This window comes from Marinovum sedimenti (assembly GCF_054052205.1).
This window is the reverse complement of record NZ_CM133223.1, coordinates 123,386-139,987: the sequence shown is the minus strand read 5'-3', so window position 1 is coordinate 139,987 and position 16,602 is coordinate 123,386. Positions and strand designations below refer to the sequence as shown.

Here is a 16,602-nt window from a genome sequence, read left to right as displayed (position 1 = left end):
CAGGTGCGTCCCGAAAGGCGACTTGGTCCAGAAGCCCGGCAAATTCTGGAACCGCCAAAGCCATGCACCAGATCGATAGCACCGCCCGAGGGCCGATTCATCCGGTTGCCACCCAATCTCCAACCAGGACCTTCCGCCGAAGCTGACCGGGGATTTTTTCACTGTGGGTCGAGATCAGAAAAGTTGGACGTGCTTGGAGCGTCCAAGATCCTGACATGAGCAACGGCTGTTAAGAAAATCCTCTCATTTTTCACTGCCACATCCGCGAGCATCAATATGCCGGCATGTTGGGCCAGTTCGACGTGACCTGGTTGGCCCGGGCTAACATGCGTCAGCGCGGGTCTAATGATCCTGAAGTAAATGAGGACGGAAGGCTGGGCTGTGCAGACCCGGCAACTCGGCGCAGCAACGAGTGCCGAGCGCAGACGCGGGATGAACTTGCGGGCGTCTGGAAAGCCCCGGTTGCGGTGAAGCTGCGTCCTCTGGTTCCGCATCGCAGACTGGCGAAGAATCTGACCGTTTCGCCCGCTGACCTCTAAAAGGCAAAAGCGAAGGAATGCCGACCCTGGCCATCTTGGCCGCGACCGGGCGCGTCACCGACCAACGCCGCGACTGATCAGCGACATCATAAATCCGCGCGAGCGAGAAAGGAGGCGACATGCCCGACCAAGAAAAAGCCCAAGAAGATCGGGGGCCTTGGAACACCACGAAGAAACGCGTCAGCCCGGAGATTGATGCACTGCTCCGCAAGGGACGTGAACGACTGGGCGGTATGGTCCCTGGCGGGCCACCGTCGGTGAAGGGCTTTGTGGTTGTCGGAGCAATCGCTCTTGCCGCCATCGGGGTCTGGACCTCCTATTATACCGTCCCGAGCGACTCCGTCGCCGTTGTTCAGCGTTTTGGAAAGTACAAATCAGAGGTTCCGCCCGGTCTGCATTTCAAGTTCCCACTTGGCATAGATGTCGCCACGCTCGTACCGGTGAAGCGCCAGCTGAAGCAGGAGTTTGGCTTCTCGACGCCGGGCGCGACCGAGCCGTTTCAAAGCCCGGTTGACGGACGTCGCGAAACCGAGATGGTGACGGGCGACCTGAACGCCGCCCTCGTGGAATGGGTTGTGCAATACCGGATCTCCGAGCCTTTGAAGTTCCTGTTCGAGGTGCGAGAGCCCCGCGCGACGCTGCGCTACGTCTCAGAATCCGTGATGCGTGAGGTGGTCGGTGATCGGACAGTAGACGAGGTCATTACGATCGGTCGGCAAGAGATCGAAAACGAAGCGCTTTTGAAAATGCAGGCGTTGGCCACGAAATACGCGATGGGCATCAGCATAGACCAGGTGCAACTGAAGAACATCAACCCGCCGGGTCCGGTTCAATCGTCCTTCAATGAGGTCAACCAGGCCCAGCAAGAGAAGGAGCGCCTGATCAACGAGGCGCGCCGGGAATACAACAAGGTTATCCCACTAGCTGAAGGCGAAAAAGATCAACGTATCCGAGAGGCTGATGGCTACCGGCTGAAAAGGGTCAACGAAGCGGAAGGCGACGCGGCGCGGTTCACAGCGCTTTTCGCCGAATATGAAAAGGCACCGGAAGTCACGAGGCGGCGGATTTACATTGAAACGCTGCAGGCAGTTTTGCCCGGCATCGGATCGAAGATCATCGTTGATGGACCCTCCAACAGTATCCTGCCGCTTTTGAATTTAGATCGCCAACAGGAGGACCGGCCATGAAAATCGGATTAGGCATTCTTGCAGGAATTGTGGTCGCCGCCGTCGTGACGGCTTCAAGCACGGTCTACACGGTAGGTGAGGTTGAGCAGGCCATTATCACCCAGTTTGGTAAACCTGTCGGTGAACCGATCACATCTGCGGGGTTGAAGGTAAAGCTGCCCTTCGTTCAAACGGTCAACAGGATTGATAGCCGGGTTCTGGAGTGGGATGGCAACCCTTCCGACATGCCCACTAAGGACAAGCTCTACATCTCCGTCGATTTGTTTGCGCGGTGGAAGATCACTGAGCCACTGCAGTATTTCCTTCGTCTGCGCGATGAACGCAGTGCTCAATCCCGGCTTGATGACATTCTCGGCAGCGAGACCCGCAATGCAGTCGCCAAGCATGAACTCATTGAGATCATCCGAACGACCAAGGGTCGAACTCCGTTGAGGGACACGCTCTTGACGGACGAGGAAATTGCTCAGGATATTGGTTCGCTGGTTCCCATCCAGAAGGGACGGGCGCTTGTGGAGGAGGAGATCTTCACGGCTGCCGCAGAGAAGGTCCGTGTGTTCGGAATCGAGCTTCTCGATATCCGCTTCAAGAGGATCAACTATAATGAAAGCGTGCGACCTAAAATCTATGACCGCATGATTTCCGAACGACGTCAGATTGCTGAGCGCTTCCTTTCCGAAGGTAACGGCGAGGCTGCGCGTATCCGCGGCAACCGTGAGCGGGACCTGAACAAGATTCAGTCCGAAGCATATCGTGCCGTTGAAGAAATCCGCGGTGTGGCCGACGCCACCGCGGCGGATATCTATGCCCGGGCCTACAACATCAATCCCCGAGCGGCAGAGTTCTATGAGTTCACGCGAACCATGCAGGCCTACAACGACATGATTTCCGGTCAAACCACGCTTGTCCTGACGACGGACAGCGATCTCTTCAAGTTCCTGAGAGGCATGGAGGCCGAAACGTCGTCTGAAAACGGCACTTCCCCCGATCCTGGGGTTGGCACTGTGGCCGCGAGATGATGCGAATGACGGCGCAGCAAAGATTGACGACCTGTTTGATCGCAACCAGTAAACCGTGAAACTTCGACGGGAGGGTGTCACCCACCCCTCCACGGCCTGCTTGGAGGTCCCTCATGTCCCGCGAGATTTTCACTTAGGAGTTAATTCATGGCGAAGCTGACAAAATCGAATTTATTCAAAATGACGACACCCCGAGCGGAAACGCCGATGGACAAGACAACACGTGCTGTGCAGGACATCCTCGACGAAGAGAAGAAACACCGCCAGTTCAAGACAGAGCGTCTTCGTAAGGCACGTCTCGAGAGAGAGGCCAGTCCGGCTGCTAAGATCATTGAGCCAACAACCAAAAAGCCGCGCAAGAAACCACATTCAAGAGCAAATCCCGACGCGCCGCCCCACCTGCTACAATAACGGCAGATAGCGAGGTTATGTGCGCAACATGCTGACCGGTCGCCGAAGTCTTTTTGAACGTTCGGTTCGGCTCGCAGAACTTGGTGAAGTCACAATTCTCCAAAGTTCTTTGTTTCCGGAATTCATCCGAGTCGCAACCGCGCCTGGTCCCGCATGACAGCATAGTCGCCCATCATTTTGATTACAGCCGATCCGTCCGGCAGCATAGCCAATTCCTCGGCTGCCTGCGCCTGAAGCTCCCTGCTGTATTCCACGACCGGCGGGCATGCCCCCACGCCGCCGGTCTCAAAACCTGCCGTCGCGCAGCCGGTTAACCAGCTCGTCGCGATCACGAGGACGTCGAGCTGATGCCTCCAGCATCCGGCGTTGAGTTTCATTGGTCCTCTCCCTCGGTTCAAGGCGTTCCGCCATGCGACCGACGCTCTCGCCGGAGCGGCGGACCGACAGCAGGAACAGAACGATGGCGAGCACAATTGCACCGTAGCGCAGTGCGGCCGGCGCCCCTGGGGTGGCGGCGATCTCGCCGAGAATGCTGGCGATCATCTCTGCCCCCGTTTCCAATCATCAAGTCGGGCGTAGATCGTGACTGCGATCCCGTCGAGGGCGACAGCGATAGACACCCAACGGAGCGTGTCGAGATAAGGGACGAGCGGAAGGATGGCCGTTGGGGTTTCAGCCAGGACCTGCTGCGCCAGCTCGACGCCCGCCGCACCCAGCGTCGCCATTCCGGCCGCGCCGGACCGAGGTCGACATGGATGAAGCCAGAGCGCGGATAATGTCGAGGTCGAGAAACCCGACCGCGCTGTTGGTCGACGATGCCGGTCGCGTGGTCAACGCTCAGACCGTTTCCAGCGATCGCCTTATCGGATAGGCTATGCGGGCAGCTGCTTGGCAAAGGTGAACGTGTAGATGGCCGAACTGGACGCGCGACCGCCTTACTCTTATCGAAACGATCCACACGTGCCGCTTTTCGTCGATGAGGGTCCGATTGCGGTGATGGACGGCGAATGCGCCGTCTGTTCCTGGGGCGCGCGGACGATTGCCCGGCTGGACCGGACGGAGCAATTCCGGATCTGCACCGTGCAGTCGCCACCTGGCACCGCGCTGGTGCGCCACTATGGTCTCGATCCCGCCGACCCGGAGACGTGGCTTCTGCTGGAGAACGGTCAGGCGTGGTCCGGCATGGAGGCGATCATCCGCATTGGCGAGAAACTTGGCGGGGTTGGACGGCTTGCCACGGCGATGCGCATCTTGCCGAAGGCGGTCCGGGAATGGCTTTATCGACGGATCGCTCGCAATCGATATCGCTTTGGCCGCTCCGACATGTGCGCAATCCCGGACGAGCGGTTGCGCCGCCGCCTGATGACTTGAAAGTGGTCGCGTTAGCGGAGTGCCCTCGCCGTTATTCCACCTCTACCGTCAGGTCCTGCACGCGGATCATCGTGAAATCGTCCAACGGAAAAAGCTCATCGCTCTGGTCTCCATCCGTCAAGTGCACCGTGAAGGCCCCGTCCACATCTGCCGCGCCAGTCAGGTCCAGCCGCGCCTTGATGAACATCCAGCCGGGGTGTGAGGGGTGTTCCTCGACCCAGACATCCGACCATTCCGGGCTGTGGGACCCGATCCGGTCTGCGGGTGCCGTGCCGTCGGGCGTCACGTCGACGTACATCTCCCACAGCGGATCGGTGAAGATCGTGTTGAACAGCAACCAGACCTTCGACACCGCATAGGTCTCGACCTTGCAGCGCATCCGGATGATCAGTGGTCCGGCGGCCAGTGTTTCCCAATTCAGCAATTCCACGTTGGCCCGGCCTGTACCCGAATTCGTCCGCCATTCGCAGGCGCTGGAGGACCCCGAGAACCCCTGCTTGTTGGACCACAGCGCGCAGTTCTCCTTTGCCGTGCCGGAGGTCGAGCCATCGATCCAGCGCGACCAAAGCACGGTGCCGGATGGATCATCGAAGGGATCGGCCCACGGCCCCTGCCCTGCTACATTGTCCAACTGAGAGCGCGCTGCCTGGTGATGCGCCGGAACCATGAGCCTCATGCCACCTCTCCCACTGCGCCGATCAGCAGCCAGGCATCGGTGTCGTACTTCCGAAGAACCGCGCCCTGCCACTGTGCCGCGACATCCGCGGACCCGGCCGCAACGCCGTTGATGGTCACGCCAGTGTCGCCCGTGATGGTGACCACGCCAGCGCCCAGAGCGACCACCTCGATCTCCGTTCCAATCGGAAAGGCCACTGCGCTGTTCGCTGGTACGGTCAGCGTGGCAGCCGATGCGCTGGTCATGTGGATCGCGGCCCCTTCGTCGGTGAGGACAAGCGTGTAGGACCCAGCTTGTGTATTGACGGTGCGCCGGGCCAGAACCGCCGGCCCAGACCCGAACAGACATTACGCGCGAACTGGTAGAGGGCTGGTACCGCAACCGGGCGCGCATAAAGTTCGGAGAGCAGGTTGAACAGAGTCTGCAACGTTTCCCGGAGCCCGAAGCATTCCGGCCGAAAGGGATGATCATCCGACAAATGAAACAACGGTGGGGATCAATGTCGCCCGCGCACCGCCTTCTGCTCAATCGACGCCTTGTTGAAGCCCCGGTTGACGCCATCGATTACGTAATTACCCACGAGCTATGCCACATCGCTGAGCCACACCATGGCACTGCCTTCTTTGACCTGCTGGACCGAGTGATGCCGGACTGGGAGCGCCGGAAACAACGGCTCGAGCGGATCATGGCATGAGAAATTCCGATGGTAGTCGCCGATGACCAAACAAGACCAGCGTCCAAACGGAAAATCCGATATTGAATAAACAAACAATATCATGCGCTTGCGGCACTTCACCAGATCGGCGCAGTCAACAGGTCCGGAGAATATCGGTCCGGAGAGAACGCTTTAGGCTCACCTGACAGAGAGGTACGTGAATAGCCCACCCCGCATAACCCTCGAAAACAACGGAAAAATCCGGCCGGAGCCAGATCGGGAGAAACGTTTCTCTAGGGCAAGTGGCGGACCTCTGGGGAGAAAGTTCGAACACGCTCCTTGAGCAGGTCGTGACAATGGAGCGGCTTTGCCGGGCTATAAAATAGGGGCCGTCCGCTCAATCCCAAGGAGCGCCCACGTGGTTTTCGAAATCCAACCTCTTGTCGCCAGACAACTATGCTTCTCAGGCTCGAGTAGTGCCCCACCGGGTGGTGTAGGAGGCCGCGCACGGCCGGGCTGGCGGCCACCGCGCATCTTCGTGGTTTGAGGTTGTTGAAGCCGATGACAACGAAGGAAAGCAAGATGACCGAGACCATGATTGACCTTCCGGGGGTGATCGCCAAGAGCGATGGTGAGACGTGACCGAGGTGCCAGTGGCACCGCGTAAGCACGTCTGCGCATTCCGGGCTCATCCGCCCAGTGATTCCGATTTAATCCGCCCACCTGTACCGATCTGATCCGCGCGGGGATTCCGGGGCATCCGCCCACTCCTTGATGTGCTGCTGTGAGGTGATCTGAGGCGGGCTACTTTGCCGTTCTTTTTGGACGGGAGATGGCCCAGTGAAGAGATTGCCGATGCGGAAGATACGGGAGGCATTGCGCCTGTCATTTGAGGGTTTGTCGACGCGTCAGATGGCGTTGAGTCTGGCGATTGGGCGCACAACCCTTCGCGAGTATTTGAGCCGCGCCCGTGACGCTGGTTTGATCTGGCCGTTGCCCGATGGGCTGTCGGATGGCGATCTGGAACAGATGCTGTTTCCTCGCCGCTGTAGCGATATTTCCCAGCCAATCCCTCAGCCTGATTGGGCCTATGTACACGCGGAGCTGCGCCGCAAGGGCGTGACGCTTTTGCTGTTGTGGCAAGAGTATCGAGAAGTGCACCCAGATGGCTATGGCTACAGCCGGTACTGCGAGCTTTACACCCGCTGGGAGGGCAAGCTGTCGCCGGTGATGCGGCAGCGTCACCCTGCTGGTGAGCGGTTGTTTGTCGATTATGCGGGCCACACCGTTGATGTTGCCTGCCCCGAAACGGGTGAGATACGCACGGCCCAGATCTTTGTCGCTGCCCTTGGGGCATCGAACTACACTTATGTTGAAGCGACCTGGACACAGAGCCTGCCGGATTGGATCAGCAGCCATGTTCGCGCCTTCAGCTTTTTGGGAGGCGTGCCTGCGCAGGTGGTGCCCGACAATCTGAAGGCGGCTGTTGTCAAGGCCTGCTTCTATGATCCGGCGATCAACCGCACCTATGGCGACATGGCAGCGCATTACGATACCGTCGTCGTTCCCGCGCGGCCTCGCAAGCCCAAGGATAAAGCGAAGGTCGAAGGCGCGGTGTTGCTGGCCGAGCGCTGGATTCTGGCCCGCCTGCGCAATCAGACCTTCTTCGGCCTTGATGAGCTGAATGCAGCGATCCGACCCCTGCGCGATCAGCTGAACAGCAAGGTCACCCGGCACCTTGGTGCCAGCCGTCGGGCCTTGTTTGAGACGCTGGACAAACCCGCATTGAAGCCGCTGCCCCATCAGCCATACGTCTATGCAGAATGGAAGAAGTGCCGCGCCGGTCTCGATTACCACGTCGATATCGGGCGGCACTATTACTCTGTGCCGCACCAGCTTTTGCGTCAGGAGCTTTGGGCGCGCATCACAGCACGCACAGTCGAGATTTATCATAAAGGTCAGCGTGTTGCCGCCCATGCCCGCACGTCGGGCGACCGCCAGCATTCCACGATCCGCGATCACATGCCCGCCAACCACCGCTATCGCGCCGACTGGACGCCGGAACGCATCCGCACACAGGCGGTTCGCATCGGGCCCAATGTTGAGACCTTTGTCGAGATGGTCATGCGCAAGCGCCGTCACCCTGAACAGGGATACAGAACCTGCCTTGGCGTCTTGCGTCTTGTCAAAACCTTCGGAGCCGCGCGCCTCGATGCCGCCTGCGAGCGGGCGCTGCACATCAACAGCTACACTTACCGATCCCTACATTCCATTTTGAAGAATGGATTGGATCGCCAACGCCGCACCCCCACCACGGACGGCCCCGCGATCACACACCCCAATATCCGTGGTGCGGATTACTTCCATTGAAGAGGACAGGATATGCTCGACCATCCAACGCTGGATCAGCTCAAAACACTCAGGCTCGACGGCATGGCAGAAGCCTTTGCCGAAATGGCTGGGCAAGACGGCTCCGCCGATCTAACGCATGCCGAATGGCTTGGGCTGCTGATCGACAGAGAAGCCACCAGCCGAGAGACCAAACGATTTGAAAGCCGCATGCGCACCGCCCGCCTGCGCCATGTCGGGGCCGCCCCGGAAGACGTGGATTACAAAACGCGCAGGGGGCTGGACAAAGCGCTGTTCCAAAACCTGCTGACCGGCAAATGGATACGCGACAAACGCAATCTCATGATTACCGGCCCCTGCGGCGTCGGTAAAACCTGGCTGGCCTGCGCGTTGGCTCAAGCAGCGTGCCGCGACGGCGTAACCGTCCTCTACAAACGCACCACGCGCCTGTTCGATGAGTTGGAACTGGCCCACGGCGATGGCCGCTTCCCGCGCGTCTTCAAGGCACTGACAAAAACACAATTGCTGATCTTGGATGATTGGGGGCCAGACCGGCTGAACGCCAGCCAACGCCGCGACCTGATGGAGATCGTCGAAGACAGATACGGCAATGGATCAACCTTGATCACCAGCCAGCTGCCGCTCAGCACCTGGCACGAGGTCATCGGCGAACCAACCTTTGCAGATGCCATCCTCGACCGGCTCGTGCACAACGCTTACCGGCTCGAACTCGACGGGCAGTCGTTCAGAAAGAAGGACGCTCAGGCAGGTGACGAAACCGCCCAAACCTGATACCGAAACCCAAGTGCCTCACGGCAACGCGTCAAAGGTGGGCGGATAGCCCGGTACAGGTGGGCGGATGTTGTCGGAATAGGTGGGCGGATACACCGGAATACGCACACGTCGAACGATTTTTTTCGTGAGCTGATCCAGAACGCCGCACAGCGGCTGATGGACATCGAAATATCTGCGCTTTGCGGAGCCGGGCATGGCGAGCGAACACCAGAGCGTGAGAACCAACGCAACCATTGCCCGGCAGGAGATTGCGAAGCAATCTGCCGAGCGGGGGATACCGGCCGCGACGATGGGATACGCGCGCGGGCAAGATCGGACTGAACATCGCCAAGCTCCGCAAGGGCAGCTATTTCCCGGCGTTTCTGGAGCCACGCCGGACGGCCGAGAAGGCGCTGATGGCGGTGATCCAGGAAGCTTACATTCAAGGAGTCTCCACGCGCGCCGTCGACGACCTCGCCTACATGGCCTACCACGAGAGCCTGCGCTCGAAGTTGAACAGCACGAACCCTTTGGAGCGCGTCAACAAGGAGATCAAACGGCGCACCAACGTCGTCGGGATCTTCCCGAACCGCGCCGCAGTCGTCCGGCACGTCGGCGCTCTCATGCTGGAACAAAATGATGAGTGGACCGTCTCACGTCGCTACATGCCGGTGGAAACGCTGAGTGCCGTGTGCAACGATCCCGATACGGCGACGATGATCGCCGCCCAGTGAACGAGCAACACCAGCCATGAAGAAGCAGGTGGACGCCAGTTCCTACACCATCTCCCGGGACGCTACACAGGTTTGAAGCTGCAACGCGGAAAGTGCGGCCTCAGCAGTTGAGAAATGGCGTGAAAGCGTAGGCTCCAATTTTTTAAGGCGCCCCAGCATATTGAGGAGATTGCCCGCGTTATCATTGGTATCCAGCGAAAAACAAATCTCATTTACCCATTCCCCCACGAAATTGGCCCATGTCTCCAGATCCTCGAAGGATGCCGCAGCAATTAGTGCGATGTGAACTTCATTTTCCGGGTCATCACGGAACTGGCCCAACCTACGTTTGACCCGTGTAAGTACACGAACGTTCCTTGCAAGATCCTGTTTACGGGCTACGGCTGCAACAGCGGACAAGGCCGCAAGCACCTGAAATGAAGTCGGATCCTCCCCATCAGTATTGACGAGAAAGTCAAGCCGCTCGAGAGTATTTGCTGCGAGAGACGCGACTTCTTCGACATCTCCGGTGATGTACGCGATGTTTACTACCTTCAAAAATTCACTCGTGTTCAATTCGTTTGACGCAAACGCCTTTCGAGCATCAGCCAAAAAATCTTCCGGCATTTGCTGAATGGTTTCTGAGACACCCTCCAATGGACCAGGGAGAATCGACCATGGCCACTGCATTGTCTGGCCAAGCAACGAATCTGTTCCGATAACCAGTGCTCTCAGTTCATCACTCGCAATAGCGTCTTTATGAGACTCGACAGCCATACGAAGCCGCCCGATCATTTCTGCACGCAATTGTTGGGCTGAAGCATATTCAGGAAGCCAGCGCGGCTCCTGACGAAGGTCTATCAAACCTTGGAGAAATGCGTTCTGGGGATGGCCAGTTTTATCCAACCACTTCTTTATACCGGACATATCGGATCCTACATCTAACATCGCCCGCACAACAAGTGACGCGTGGGAGAGTGCTGCTTGACGGCGAAAAAACGGAGGTGCCTCTGCAAACACACGTCCCCTCGCGATGGCTCCCATCGATGATAAGAAAACCGCCGAGAGAGCTGAGTATGGGCTGGAATCCTCGTCGTCTTCCGAAAGAACTGCCTTGATAATTTGGATTACCGGCGCTTCAAGTTCAGGATACTCGGCTATATTCGCAAGCCATATTTCAACGCCTGCAACTCGCGAAACTGGATCACCACTGACGGCCAGCCATTCGTATAACTCCCGTACTTCACCTGTAGCCAAGGACGTGACAGGGATGCGCGCACAAATCGTCGGATGCCCGCAGACAAGTAGTGCTCGATGCAGCCCCGATGCGCCATACCGCGCAAGGAGTTGTTCGACATGTGGGCCGGCGACCGCGTTGACGAAATCTGACGCAGTAACTTCACCACCGATTTGGCCGACAAGCCGGGTATAATATCGAACGTCATTTGGCACGAAATTGTGGAACTCCGCGCGGCGATTTTTCAAGCTGATCCGCAGATCATTGTCTACCTTTGAAGGCATGACTTCCACGTCATCCACGAGAGCAACAAATGCAGCATCGCTCAATGGTGACGCAGCCAGCTCCAGTCTCCGATCAGCGACCCAACTGGATGGTGGCATTAGCTCTTTTTCAATTCGATCAAGCCATGCGATCCGTATCACCTTTTCGCATGCCAGTGGTGAGTGATCTTCTAACCGAAATAATTCTTCGCCGCTGCAAATCTTGAAGTCCAAGATTTGATCAACATTTTTCTCCACTATAACTTTCCAGATCACTCCGTTTTCGTCGACCAGATCGACAGCATCGCCGGACCCGTCGAGCACTGATCGAAGTGCATAATAGAGTTTGCCGGATTCGAAAGGTGGGCCGTCCGTCCCGAGCCGCACAGTTGTGAGGGTACTTGCTCCCCATTTCTGCCGAAAATCTTCGTCCAACAGGATCTCATGTCTTATCAACGGCGGAATCGCTTCAATTGCGCGTTCGAACAAGAGGCTACCGTAAATATCTGGATCAATTTCCATCGGTCACCTCTTTCGTGGAATCGACTTCAAGCAGATGAGAAACCAGCGCATTTGTATGTGTCTTCACGTCGGCAACAACTTGAGCAAAGAGTGTCGGCTCTTCCTCTTTCAAGCTTGCAAGCACACGATCCTCAAGCCAATCCCCATATGGGCCTGCAACATCGTTTTCCCGACCTACTGCGAGCAAAGCAAGCATTTTGAGCCAAGTACGTCTGGCAAGCCCAAACTGCTCTTTGTCTGCGCCTATTTGATGCGCCCAGCACGCTGGGTCACCGAGACCAAGCAACCAGTCCGACCGGGCTCTGGCATCTGCGGGATTCCCGCCAGAATTCCAAACCTCTGAAAGAACTTGAAGGCAGCAGGTTGTGATTGTGTCAAGCCATTGTGCCTCCAAAGGAAGCTGCAATACGTCACTCATGCGTACCCGCATGACGCTTTCGCGCAGCGCGCGAAGTTCGGCTGTCTCAATTAGGATGCCATCCTTCACGGCGGCCCCCCCGACAAACTCAGACAGTTCGTCCTTGTCGACAGGTGCGAGCGTGTAAGCCGCCTGCCTAAGCGTGGTCCGCGCTTCACTCCAATCAGACTTGCTAATTGATCCCTTGGATCGAAGAATGTCGAGCAACGACCATGAGGTCAGGATCGGAATTGCTCCTTGCATAGATGCCATAGACATATGCGAGTTGACGAAACGGTCATCAAAAACACAGGCGTCGATGTCCCCAGTCAGCCTTGCGGTCGCCGCTGATGGGTGTGTGAACCAGCTTGAATTATTTTCTCCATCCTGTCTCACTGCGCGCCCCAGCTGGATCCAACCTTCTTGGATACCCAATTCCAACCAAGCCCGAAGCTTTTCGACTATCGCAAGTGTATCCTCCGCACGCGCATCATGCTCAATCAGTTGACGCGCCTCCTCCATCTCTGAAGTTGGGATTAACACATCGAAACCAGCCCGGCGAAGAGGACTTAGGAGATTTGATTGCGACAACAACGAAGCAGCGGTGTCATCAAGCAGAAGCACCGCATTATTCGGTACAGAATTCACTTCAACTTCGTCACCTTGCTTGTGAACTCGGCGCGCAGCTGCGATCGTGCCAGCCGTTAAAACACCGCGTTGCGACAGGGCTTCGACGATGTCAGCAGTAGAACGGACATAGTGAGCGTAATCACCAAGTTCCGCTTCAACTGACATAACAGAACCGACTTTCCAAATTGGCCCCCCCACCACTACGATCTTCTCGCGGCCGTCTTCATTGTTTGTCGTCGCCTCCGTCAAAAGCTCTGCCAAGGTTCTTCCTACTTCCCGAAACAGCCCTTCAGGTAAGGCATTGCTTGCTTCGTGCACACGTACGGTTCCATCCGTGACGGATCGTTGTAACGCACGTGCAGCGTGAACTTGGCTTGGTTGATGAAAGCGCAACTGTGTCCGCTCATCGAAGAGCCATGCTAACGTTTCGTGCGCGACGAATATCTTATCAAATGTCTTGCGGCACGCATCCAGGGATCCGGTCATCGACATGGTCAGAAGCGCAACAGGATCTAAAGCTACTGTTCGAGGATTTTCTGGCGCCGATCGAGATTTTCCCGACGTGGTTAAGAGCATTGCTTTTTTTCTCACATCGGGCTGACCAACGTTCCACAAGGCTTGAGAGATTACCATCTGAGTCAAAGTACGGTTCAGCGACTTTGCGACAAGAAAGAGAGGAAGCTCTCCTCGCACCGCTTGCTCTATTATGCGCGCCTCTTTCTCTTTCCAAGCGGGCATCCACTCAACGAATTGATCTAAAGATGCTCTTTGTACTGGTCCCTCGGCCTCGGCACTTTCCGACAGTTCCGCGGCTCTTTCGATCCAGCTTGAAACGGTCACATCATTTTCCCAACCTGCGCTTGACGCTGCAAAGTAACAAGCTGAGAGAATGTAGGGGTTATCGGGCGCTTCATTAGCGGCGCATCGAACAAGTGTCTCACCCCGTGAAGCTCCGATGAACTGTGCTAACTGTCCGGCCTGAAGCAGTTCCACCGCCGACCGGTCGTCTCGCTGTATCCATTGAGCTTCAACGAATGCCTGCAAGGCAGCCCAATTGCCCATCGCGATTGTAAGTTGGAGGTGTAAAACACGCGCAGCTTGGTCGTCGTTCTCATTTCTAAGAGTAGTCAACACCTCGGTTGCTTCGCGGAGTTTCCCCAGTTCAAAAAGTGCGCGAGCGTGGAGGAGCCGCATTTTAGGTTCCTGCATTAGGACTGGGTAGTCGTCGAATAACTTTAGCGAATCGTCTTGCTGACCGGACTCGTAAAGAGCGATCACGACCACACGCGCATCTCTTGCATCCGCGCTACGCTTAAGAAGGTTTTTCCCGAGCTCTCTTACTTCGGTATGCGCACCACGTTCTGCATATGCAAAAGTCAATGCTCGGTGATCAAGGATTGAACCAGAGCGATCAAAGTTCTTTTGCAGTTTTTCAAGGACACCGTCATTGCCCTCAGCTTGGTCAATGAGCGCGTGAAGGCGTGCTAATAGTGCGGGATCGATACTGGCCTTTTCAGCCTCCAAAAGACGCGTGCGTGCACGCGCTGTCTCACCCGAACGCGCCAGCAACTCCGCTTCCATCCCAAGGACAAGACTCGCGTCCAAATGTTTGAATAGATGATCTCGATGTCGCTCGACATACTTTACGGCATCAATTGGTTTATCATGGGCCATGGCCATCGCGAAACGAGCAGCTGCATGCTCGAACCGCGCCTCGCCCGTAAGTGCGACCTGTCGTTCAATTTCTCGAGCTACAGCATCTAAGTCGACTTTTATTCTGCACTCTTTTGCCCATAAAAACCTCCTCAAAAGAGCATCTTTATCCGCAAGACTTTCCGCAAGTTTCAGTCGGGCATCTTCTTTGGTATCCGGATCATGCAGGTCGAGCCAAAGACTCCAATCGGCGCTACTCCGTGCCATGGACTGGAGGTCAAGTTCTTTCAAAAGACCGGCCAAACGGGAATAGCAATTAGACGCAATTCGGCGCAGATATAAACTCTGCGGATCGTCCTTCAACGGTAGACTATCCATACCTAAAAGCTGGGTGCGATGGACTATGTCAAACCGTGCGTCCGGAATGGCACCAGCAAGGTAAATACCTGCAACCACCCCGTTTAAGGCGGCGCAACATTCAAGCCGCAAAACGTCAATTCGCTGAGCAAGATCAAATGAATCTTGCCACTGTCCTGCCTGATGAAGTTGGGCCAGATGGGTAAACAACGCCCCGTCATCAAGATCGAGCGGATCAATTTCCGTTTTAGACAGCCACTCGATAGCCTCTTCAAGACTTCGGTGATGCAGAATTGCCAAATAGGAAGCACCCCGAGATGTCTTCGTCTCATACGTCGCCATTTCGCTCAGCCCGGCTTCCAGATCGCCCTCAGCTGCACGAATCCGAAAAGTTGCAATCGTTACCAGTTCACCTTTCAAGTTTGCATGGCGATCAAGAATTGTCCCGGCTTCCGCAGGCTCACTCGGCGCAATAATTCGCGCGCACCAGGCAATAACTTTATGCCGGTATACAAGGGAGGCGACCATGAACTCACCATGCTCCGTGTCACTTAGAAGCGCACGAGCTTCAGCAACAGCGTCAACCTGAGGGAAGAGACGCCGCTGCAGCAGCCTTTCCAACTTTTTATCAAGTGCTTCGTCAATCGTCCGACTATCTCTTGGGCCAGAAAAGGGAATCTGGGAACTCAACTGCGCGATGGCATCGTGAGTTAACTTATGCCTTTCCTCAGATGCACTACGCCCAACATCGACTTTCGACTCAATGGCATCGACCGCTGCTAATACTCTTGTAGGTGCCGCACGCCCATCATGGTGGCGCTGCAAAAACGCTCGAATTGCTTTGTATACTTGATTTTCACGGCTGAGCGGTTTGTTAATCGTCAAATGTGTTTCATCGACGATAGTCGGCATGTCGACCAACCCGGCATCTGCACTTTCGGGGGTTACGACTTTCGCAGACAACTTGGCAAAAAAGCCAGTTCGCAAGCCTTCGGCGAGCCCAAGAGTCAAAATTTGATTGCCGTGAACGTGTTTACGAAACCAACCGCTAAGATCACGCAATTGCGGCGTACCCGACCGCAAGTCTCGGATAGCTTGAGTAGGACGCAATGGCGCGATCCACGACAAACTCGAAGCCAATCGAGAACCCCGATGAGGTGTTCCCAAGAACGCTATCCGGCGCACCCGTTGGCCAAACTCTTCTGCGTCTCTATCAGCTCGATCGCGTTCAATGCACCGGAGAGTTTGAATTGCCACCAACCCACCCATGCTATGGCCAATGAACGCGATATTGCCGCGTTGCAGCCGGGGCTCGTCGCGCAAATGGTGCCAAATATTTTGCCCGCGATCTTCCAACGGGAGGGCATGGCCAGCCCAGCTACTCATTGCGGCGTCATACTCGACGGCCCATATCGCCAACATGGCTATATCGTCGATCAACCAAAGAGGCCAAAACTCATTTTCGCCAGAAACATTGACTCTCCATGTCTCGTCGATAGATCCGTTCAAACCGTGGAATAATACCAAATGACATTGGGCGAGTTCCGAGTCGCCGCCAAGCAGCCGAAGAATTGACATTAAATTACGCCTACGATTAATTCGAAGTTCAGCATTGCATAAACAATGTCAGCAATGCTGAACCAACACCACCGTACAGCCCGGCAGATGTCGACCAACTGCTCTTTTTTATATGAGCTCAACTTTCTAATCTTCAGCCACTCCCAAAAATTCAACCGACAACACTCTCAGGTCAAAGAAACGAGGCTGGCTTATCTCAGGGCGATCGCTTGAGACCCTGATCGTAGGGCAACCTGTACTGCTCATTTTCGGGTGCACGAGGAGGTAAGTCCAC

General features: G+C 56.3%; 13 protein-coding genes and 2 pseudogenes. 8 read left to right on the top strand and 7 right to left on the bottom strand.

Annotated features, from left to right (window positions below; translation table 11 throughout):
- Positions 1-658 precede the first annotated feature (658 nt).
- The 3 genes from hflK (at position 659) to ACW9UO_RS00675 (ending at position 3,153) form a co-directional block, all read left to right on the top strand.
- The gene (gene hflK / locus ACW9UO_RS00685) at positions 659-1,726 is read left to right on the top strand and encodes an FtsH protease activity modulator HflK (RefSeq protein ID WP_457087111.1); all 1,068 of its coding nucleotides are present in this window, start codon (positions 659-661) and stop codon (positions 1,724-1,726) included.
- Positions 1,723-2,742, top strand: a complete 1,020-nt coding sequence (gene hflC, locus ACW9UO_RS00680; protein ID WP_457087110.1) for a protease modulator HflC — start codon at positions 1,723-1,725, stop codon at positions 2,740-2,742. The genes hflK and hflC overlap by 4 nt, the downstream gene beginning before the upstream one ends.
- Before the next feature lie 147 nt (positions 2,743-2,889).
- Positions 2,890-3,153, top strand: coding sequence for a hypothetical protein (locus ACW9UO_RS00675; RefSeq protein ID WP_457087109.1), 264 nt, complete (start codon positions 2,890-2,892; stop codon positions 3,151-3,153).
- 285 nt (positions 3,154-3,438) lie between these two features.
- Here the strand turns inward: ACW9UO_RS00675 and ACW9UO_RS00670 are convergent, their stop codons facing one another.
- Complete coding sequence (locus tag ACW9UO_RS00670) at positions 3,439-3,696, bottom strand: hypothetical protein (protein WP_457087108.1); 258 nt, start codon at positions 3,694-3,696, stop codon at positions 3,439-3,441.
- A pseudogene (locus ACW9UO_RS00665) lies at positions 3,693-3,890 on the bottom strand (YcbK family protein); the annotation flags it as partial. The gene ACW9UO_RS00670 and the pseudogene ACW9UO_RS00665, both read right to left, overlap by 4 nt.
- Before the next feature lie 172 nt (positions 3,891-4,062).
- Between ACW9UO_RS00665 and ACW9UO_RS00660 the strand changes: the two are divergent.
- A complete protein-coding gene (locus tag ACW9UO_RS00660) occupies positions 4,063-4,524 on the top strand; it encodes a thiol-disulfide oxidoreductase DCC family protein (protein WP_457087107.1) in 462 nt (153 codons plus the stop codon).
- 31 nt (positions 4,525-4,555) lie between these two features.
- Here ACW9UO_RS00660 and ACW9UO_RS00655 read toward each other — a convergent pair whose 3' ends face one another.
- Both ACW9UO_RS00655 and ACW9UO_RS00650 read right to left on the bottom strand, forming a co-directional pair.
- Positions 4,556-5,200, bottom strand: a complete 645-nt coding sequence (locus ACW9UO_RS00655; protein ID WP_457087106.1) for a hypothetical protein — start codon at positions 5,198-5,200, stop codon at positions 4,556-4,558.
- On the bottom strand, positions 5,197-5,445 hold the full coding sequence (locus ACW9UO_RS00650) for a hypothetical protein (RefSeq protein ID WP_457087105.1): 249 nt from the start codon (positions 5,443-5,445) through the stop codon (positions 5,197-5,199). Before ACW9UO_RS00650 ends, ACW9UO_RS00655 begins: the two co-directional genes overlap by 4 nt.
- A gap of 101 nt (positions 5,446-5,546) precedes the next feature.
- Here ACW9UO_RS00650 and ACW9UO_RS00645 point away from each other — a divergent pair, with 101 nt between their 5' ends.
- From ACW9UO_RS00645 to istB, 3 genes are all read left to right on the top strand, one after another.
- A complete protein-coding gene (locus tag ACW9UO_RS00645; protein ID WP_457088578.1) occupies positions 5,547-5,894 on the top strand; it encodes a M48 family metallopeptidase in 348 nt (115 codons plus the stop codon).
- A gap of 816 nt (positions 5,895-6,710) precedes the next feature.
- On the top strand, positions 6,711-8,225 hold the full coding sequence (gene istA / locus ACW9UO_RS00640) for an IS21 family transposase (RefSeq protein ID WP_457087104.1): 1,515 nt from the start codon (positions 6,711-6,713) through the stop codon (positions 8,223-8,225).
- 12 nt (positions 8,226-8,237) lie between these two features.
- Positions 8,238-8,996, top strand: a complete 759-nt coding sequence (istB, locus tag ACW9UO_RS00635; protein ID WP_457087103.1) for an IS21-like element helper ATPase IstB — start codon at positions 8,238-8,240, stop codon at positions 8,994-8,996.
- A gap of 18 nt (positions 8,997-9,014) precedes the next feature.
- Here istB and ACW9UO_RS00630 read toward each other — a convergent pair whose 3' ends face one another.
- Positions 9,015-9,233, bottom strand: a complete 219-nt coding sequence (locus tag ACW9UO_RS00630) for a hypothetical protein (RefSeq protein ID WP_457088690.1) — start codon at positions 9,231-9,233, stop codon at positions 9,015-9,017.
- Between ACW9UO_RS00630 and ACW9UO_RS00625 the strand changes: the two are divergent.
- Positions 9,129-9,712, top strand: a pseudogene (locus ACW9UO_RS00625) (transposase). The gene ACW9UO_RS00630 and the pseudogene ACW9UO_RS00625 sit on opposite strands and share 105 nt — an antisense overlap.
- Positions 9,713-9,754: 42 nt before the next feature.
- On the opposite strand, the gene ACW9UO_RS00620 reads toward ACW9UO_RS00625, so the two are convergent.
- Both ACW9UO_RS00620 and ACW9UO_RS00615 read right to left on the bottom strand, forming a co-directional pair.
- A complete protein-coding gene (locus ACW9UO_RS00620) occupies positions 9,755-11,713 on the bottom strand; it encodes a hypothetical protein (RefSeq protein WP_457087102.1) in 1,959 nt (652 codons plus the stop codon).
- Positions 11,703-16,328 (bottom strand): HTH domain-containing protein, encoded by a 4,626-nt coding sequence (locus ACW9UO_RS00615; protein ID WP_457087101.1) that lies wholly within the window; start codon positions 16,326-16,328, stop codon positions 11,703-11,705. Before ACW9UO_RS00615 ends, ACW9UO_RS00620 begins: the two co-directional genes overlap by 11 nt.
- Between the last annotated feature and the right edge of the window lie 274 nt (positions 16,329-16,602).